The sequence below is a fragment of the Pararhizobium sp. PWRC1-1 genome (assembly GCF_049897905.1).
GTDB lineage: Bacteria > Pseudomonadota > Alphaproteobacteria > Rhizobiales > Rhizobiaceae > Pararhizobium.
In genome coordinates, this window is sequence record NZ_JAFCXE010000022.1 from 120288 (window position 1) to 126287 (window position 6000).

Consider the following 6000-nt stretch of genomic DNA (forward strand, 5'->3'; position numbering starts at 1 on the left):
TCGCGGCTTCCTCCATCTTGGGGAGGATGTCGACGATCTTCTGTTATGCGAAATAGACGTCTTTTAGCGTGTCGTGGAATAAGTTTTCGAGTTTCTTGACGTCGGCCATTCGTGTTTCCGTTCTTCGGCTGGAGGGGCCGCAGGCACAATGCCAGCGGCTGTTGATTATGAAATACGACGTTCAGAACCGTCGATGACCAGGACGCGCATCGGCGTAGACACCGCCGAACCAGGGGTGACCGCCCCGAGAAACGAGCGCCAGAAAACCGAGGATGGCCTGCGCGCGCGCCTCGTCTAACGGAATGCCCTCTGCCTTTGAGATGGGGTCGGCAGCCCGGTTACGGGCGTCATCGGCATTTGCTTCATAACCCATCCGCCGCTTGCATTGCCGATACCGCAGTATTCTGAAGGGCCTGGGGCTCACTTCCCGTGGTTGAACGGATCTGCTGTTCTTTCCCCCGCCACTCTTGGTGGAGGTTCGCGTAAGCAAGCATTTACCCACGTACATGACCGAGCAAGCGAGCCCATAGGCCGCAGATATCCAAAACGCCGGCCGCTAGGTCCGGTATTTTCTTGGCGTATCCGTCAAAGAGATGACGACGGGACCAATCCCGAATCGTGGCGAAGCGTCGTCCCCTCGTTCGAGGATGTGCGTTCCAGGTATTGAGATCGCAAACGCGTCAACGCCTCTCGAACTTCCTGCTCAGCCCAGCCCGCTTGCATTGCCGACATGACGAGGACCGCCTCTATCCCGGCGACTCCTCCCTCGCTTGGGGATGAACCGGACAGATGAAGGAATGCGGAGGTAAGACATTGCTCGCAGTCTTCGGCCCGTTCAGGAGAGTCTGCGGCAGATCTGGGAGAAGCGATATAGGTCACGATGGTTCCTTTCGGCAAAATGACACAGGGGCGAGATCCCAGTATGACGCTGCCGTGACCACCGGAAGTGGTGGGAGCTGCGCTTCTTGCTGTCCGGAAGAACTTCGAGTTCCTCGAAAGGTTCCAGGAAAGACTGCCGTTTTGGTCCTGCCAACGCGCCAGGAACTCGAGCAATCAGCACGGTTGCTCACGAGAACTTCCATGAGCCCGGTACGCACTAATGGCGGATATCGTTTGCTGAAAGGCTTTGGCAGCTCATGCTAGCTACCAGGAGGCTGGGCGAGGTACTCGTTGACCCTCCCCCGCCCAGCCATCCATCAGTTCAGCTTTACGGACGGCTCACGTGCCCAGATCCGCAATTTGCCGATTTCTTCAAGAAAGGTTGCGACGGTCTCCTCGTCCTCGAACTCGAACGTGCCCTCGTCGAGGTCGCCGGCAATGCCAGCCTTTTCCAGAAGCGGGATGGCATCCGCCACGTATCCGATGAACTTGCAGTGCGTGAACGCGTCGGCGACGAAATCTCGTGCCGACGCTTCCTTGAGAAGGTCGGCGACGCCGTTGGTTGAAACAATTAAAGCAACCGCGTCGTAGAGGACGGATGGACCTCCATCGATCATCTGATGCGCTTCTACCCAGCTACCATCCGACATCGTCACGCCGCCGATCTTGGGGGCAATGACTTCAAAGACCGCCTTCTGTTTTGTCAGATTGTCGAGCAGGGCCTTGAAAACCTGCACATCTGCGCCTTCGGTGACGAGGATGCCGAGTTTGCGCCCCTCGAAACGTTTCGGTCCGCGCTCTACGATGCTGAGAGCTGGAGAAGGCTCAAGATCGTGTCGCGTCGGAATGGCGGTATCGGCAGGCTTCGGCATCGACTTGAACCCCAGACCATGAGCCACCTTGCTAGCCAACGACTCGTCGATATTCATCAGATGGGAGACCATCCGCTCGCGGATGGCCGCCGTCTGAACCTTTGAAAGCTCGAAGATAAGCGCGGCGGCGATATGACGCTGCTCGGGCGGTGTCTGACTGATGAAGAACTGTCGTGCCTGGCTGTAGTGGTCGGCGAAGCTTTCCGGCCGCAACCGCACTTTTGGGCCCTGTTCCTCGGCCGGAAAATGACGGTATCCCTGCATGGGCGACTCTCTCGGACCTTCACCGAACGAATTCGGCTGATAGTTTACGCGACCGACTGGATTGCGCATGGCCATATGGCCGTCCTGCTGAAAGTTCGCGAATGGACACTTCGGTGCATTGATTGGCAGGTGGGTGAAATTTGGTCCGCCGAGGCGCTTCAACTGCGTGTCGAGATAGGAGAAATTCCGCCCCTGCAGAAGTGGATCATTGCTGAAGTCGATACCTGGCGGCACATTCTGTGTCATGAAGGCGACTTGCTCGGTCTCGGCGAAGAAGTTGTCCGGCATCCGGTCGAGCACGAGCCGGCCGACGGGCTGCGGCGGCAGCATTTCTTCAGGAATAATCTTGGTCGGGTCGAGAACGTCGAAATCGAAGCTGTCAGCGAATTCCTGGTCAAAGAGCTGAACCTGCAGCTCCCATTCAGGGAAATTGCCGGACTGGATCGACTGCCAAAGGTCACGGCGGTGGAAATCCGGATCTGCCCCGTTGATCTTGACCGCTTCGTTCCACGCGACCGACTGCAGCCCGAGCTTTGGCTTCCAGTGAAACTTCACGAAGGTTGACTCGTCCTTGGCGTTGACGAACCTGAAGGTGTGAACCCCGAATCCTTCCATGAACCGGAAAGACCGCGGAATGGTCCGATCCGACATGATCCACATAACCATGTTCATGCTCTCAGGCGTCAGGCTGATGAAGTCCCAGAAGGTGTCATGCGCAGTCTGCGCCTGCGGGAATGCCCGGTCCGGCTCAGGTTTGGCGGCATGGATAAGGTCGGGAAACTTGATGGCGTCCTGAATGAAGAAGACTGGGATATTATTGCCAACCAGGTCCCAATTGCCTTCCTTGGTGTACATCTTCACGGCGAAGCCGCGAACGTCACGCGCAAGGTCGGCCGATCCCTTGCTTCCAGCGACAGTTGAGAACCGGACGAAAACCGGAGTCTGTTCGCCGGCGCGCTGGAAAACATCTGCGCGAGTGTAGGCAGCCAGCGATTCGTACGTTTCAAAGAAACCGTGCGCAGCATAGCCGCGCGCATGGACGACGCGCTCCGGAATGCGTTCATGATCGAAGTGGAAAATCTTCTCCCGGAAATGGAAGTCGTCGATGAGTGCTGGGCCACGGGCACCGACACGTAGCGAGTTCTGGTCGTCTGCTACCGGCCCTCCTTGAGAGGTGGTCAGGACGGGCGCGCCGTCTTCTGCAAATTGATGCAGTTCGCCGCCTTCGCCACGATGAAGTTTCTGGTCATGGATTGTCGCGCCGTTGGCAGGCGACGTCGAGGTTGACTTCTTGGCCATGGGAGGTCTCCGGACTTATTAGGGGATCAACGAACCAAAAGCATCGACGGGCGATTTGGTTCCAGCGAAGAGCAAATATCGCTGCCGCAACGGATCAGTCATTTGCGGCACCGCAGACAAACGTCTTGCTTGCCAAGGGTCTGATCCGTGCGATCTCGGCTCCACTGTCGGTCACGCAAAGATCGACGTCGAACCAGCCTTTCTGGTTAATGAGATCAAGAAGCGCGATCGCAAGCCGCCCGGCACAGACCGGGTTCGTGCGGAGATCGATGAGTTCGCCGTCTTCTCCTGCCAGCCGAATGACCATTTCGCCATCATCAATGGGACGAAAACACATTGCGCTGACAAAGCCGACAACCCTTTCCTCTATCAAACCTAGCGGCGATGGCCGCTGATCGTCGAAGAGGGCATGGGCGTCTGATTTTGCGCTGGCTGTAAAGGGCATGGCTCTCTCAAGGTGTGGGAAGTCATGATGAACTGAGACAGAGCCATTTGGTTCCGGTCCAACGACCTGGCAATCACCGCTAGGCTGGGACCATCCACTCACAGCCTAGTTTCAGTGAATTCACAAAGGGAAGAGAGTAAGAAAACCTTGCGCGACAGCAGCCTCACAATCGTACTCGTTGCCCTGTCACTCCTCACTATTGGCGGTGTATTCCTACTCGTTGGGAGGCGGAAAATGCCGAAGCCATGCTACATCGCCAGCCGGCCATCTCCATCGCCGCACCTCGTTAGCGGAGTTCTGGCTCGAATCCTTGCAGAAATGGCAGAGTGAACTCTTTTCGACAGCTGTCATCGTCGTACTGTCGATCTTCCTGCGTTTCAAAGGTTCGCCGGAATCGAAGCCTGTGCCGGCACCGCATGCCGAGACTGGCGCATAGAAGACGGAATTGAGAGCATGAAACAGTAGGGCCGCCTCGTGGGAGGCGGCCCTACTGTTTGATGATTGCAGCGCAATTAGGCGACTTTCCTTTTCGCACCCTTCGGATTTGCCGACGCTTCGCCAAGCTGGGTAAGTTTCTGGTCAGTGGCCAGCTCTTCCTGCAAATTCGCATCGAGCAGTGCGATGGCATCGGTGTAGCCGAGCTGCGCCGCCCAGGACTTCAAAGTACCGTAGCGGGCGATCTCATAGTGCTCAACCGCCTGGGCGGACGAGATGAGGCCAGCGTCGAGAGCGACGGAACCCTTGTACTCTTCGATGATCTCCTCTCCTTCGGCGATAATCCCCTGAATGGCCTCGCACGTCTTTCCGCGAGCCGGCTTTCCGATAATCTCGAACACCTGCTGTAGGCGTTCAATCTGGCCTTCGGTCTCGTCCTTGTGTTTCAGGAACGCTGCCTTGCCGTCCGGAGACTGTGCCGCGCGTGCCATTTTCGGCAGTGCTTTCAGGATCTGCTTTTCGGCGAAATAGATGTCCTTGAGCGTATCAAGGAACAGGTCGTCCAATGTTTTCTCAGCCATTTCGGTCTCCTCCGTGGATTGATAGCGCCACTCAACTGAGACCGAGTGCTTTGGTTCCATAGATACCGACCGGAAGACTGTTGCCAGCGCAATGATAGAAGAAAAGCGGGAAACTGATCGCATTAAAACACAGGCACTACGGGCGGCTCGTCTGTTGGCTGCCGGGCCGGCTGGCAATAACCAGCCACACTAAGCCACACTAAGCTTGATCCTGATCGGGCGACGGATTGTTTCTGTTATGAGGTCGTGGATGTCATGAGGAGAGAAAGTCTACGCTTATTGTCAGGCCGATGCGCGCCACCGCTAAGCCATCGGCGTTCAGCACCTCGACGGCCAACGGTTCGTCCGGCTGACCGGGTAGTCCGTCCAGAGCCATCTCCGAGCACGCGCTTGGCTTCCGAAATAGCGGCGAACAGATCTGAAAATTCGTAGCTCTCGTCACTCGCCACATCGCCGTCCAGATCTCTGAATCGAAACTTGAAACTAGACATGGTCGCGCTCCTTGGATTCGCCGCGTGCGCCGCCGATTGGGTGCTGATGTAATCGGAAATGGATCGCGGTTATAAACGCTTGGAGGGTCAGACTTGAACGGACTTGATGGTATCGACCCTGATCTCGCCTTCGATCACCCCACGCCGGAGATCACGGCGGGCATGGTCCACCTCAATGACGGTGTAGAGTTTTTCCGACCGGAACGCGCTCGCGTCGATCGTCGTCACGCCCTCGGCCGGAGCTGAATCGATTTCCATGAAATCCAGCTCACGTTCGGCGGCAACGATGCGCGCATCGCCGGTTGTCCTTGCGGCAACCACCACTTCGCCCTGGTAGGGCGAGTTGGCCCATCGCGGGTCGTTGGCCTCCGCTATGGGAACGAGGCGATAGATATTCAGAAGTTCAGCCTCTTTCCCGGTGGTGGTTGACGAGTCGAGGATTTGGGCGCGGCTCTCGACAGACTGACCGAATTCGGTCGGACTGGTTCCAGTGGAAGGGCCAAGGTGACTCTGGTCGTTTGTTGCATTCGACATCGGAAGGCGCCTTATCGTTACATTATCGGGAAGGATTAAATGGCATTAATTCCCGGAAGGAATTTCTCGACGTCCTTGCGATTGCCGCCGAGCCTGATGTATTCCGTGGCCAGATCTTCCGACCGATTGCCTGTGGCGGTCACCGTGTGACGCCATACAAAAAGGCCAGGAAGCCGACGACTGCCGCAGCCGTGATCGGC

5 protein-coding genes and 1 pseudogene are annotated in these 6000 nt (G+C 57.1%); 1 reads left to right on the plus strand and 5 read right to left on the minus strand.

Annotated features, from left to right (window positions below):
* Positions 1–181 precede the first annotated feature (181 nt).
* The 3 genes from ACP7E0_RS27230 to ACP7E0_RS27240 form a co-directional block, all read right to left on the minus strand.
* The gene (locus ACP7E0_RS27230) at positions 182–373 is read right to left on the minus strand and encodes a hypothetical protein (RefSeq protein WP_426129521.1); all 192 of its coding nucleotides are present in this window, start codon (positions 371–373) and stop codon (positions 182–184) included.
* Between the two features lie 823 nt (positions 374–1196).
* Positions 1197–3314 carry a catalase C gene (gene catE / locus ACP7E0_RS27235; RefSeq protein WP_426129523.1) on the minus strand — a complete coding sequence of 706 codons (2118 nt, stop codon included), beginning with the start codon at positions 3312–3314 and terminating at the stop codon, positions 1197–1199.
* 94 nt (positions 3315–3408) lie between these two features.
* Positions 3409–3759, minus strand: a complete 351-nt coding sequence (locus ACP7E0_RS27240) for a hypothetical protein (RefSeq protein ID WP_426129524.1) — start codon at positions 3757–3759, stop codon at positions 3409–3411.
* Between the two features lie 289 nt (positions 3760–4048).
* On the opposite strand from ACP7E0_RS27240, the pseudogene ACP7E0_RS27245 reads away from it, so the two are divergent.
* Positions 4049–4195, plus strand: a pseudogene (locus tag ACP7E0_RS27245) (DUF6766 family protein); the annotation flags it as partial.
* Positions 4196–4271: 76 nt separating this feature from the next.
* Here the strand turns inward: ACP7E0_RS27245 and ACP7E0_RS27250 are convergent.
* Both ACP7E0_RS27250 and ACP7E0_RS27255 read right to left on the minus strand, forming a co-directional pair.
* Positions 4272–4775, minus strand: coding sequence for a ferritin-like domain-containing protein (locus ACP7E0_RS27250; protein WP_426129525.1), 504 nt, complete (start codon positions 4773–4775; stop codon positions 4272–4274).
* Positions 4776–5353: 578 nt separating this feature from the next.
* Positions 5354–5800 carry a hypothetical protein gene (locus ACP7E0_RS27255; protein WP_426129527.1) on the minus strand — a complete coding sequence of 149 codons (447 nt, stop codon included), beginning with the start codon at positions 5798–5800 and terminating at the stop codon, positions 5354–5356.
* Between the last annotated feature and the right edge of the window lie 200 nt (positions 5801–6000).

Coding starts and splice junctions, on each gene's coding strand:
- catE (WP_426129523.1), bottom strand. CDS start 3,314: ATGGCCAAGAAGTCAACCTCGACGTCGCCTGCCAACGGCGCGACAATC.
- ACP7E0_RS27240 (WP_426129524.1), bottom strand. CDS start 3,759: ATGCCCTTTACAGCCAGCGCAAAATCAGACGCCCATGCCCTCTTCGAC.
- ACP7E0_RS27255 (WP_426129527.1), bottom strand. CDS start 5,800: ATGTCGAATGCAACAAACGACCAGAGTCACCTTGGCCCTTCCACTGGA.
- ACP7E0_RS27230 (WP_426129521.1), bottom strand. CDS start 373: ATGGGTTATGAAGCAAATGCCGATGACGCCCGTAACCGGGCTGCCGAC.
- ACP7E0_RS27250 (WP_426129525.1), bottom strand. CDS start 4,775: ATGGCTGAGAAAACATTGGACGACCTGTTCCTTGATACGCTCAAGGAC.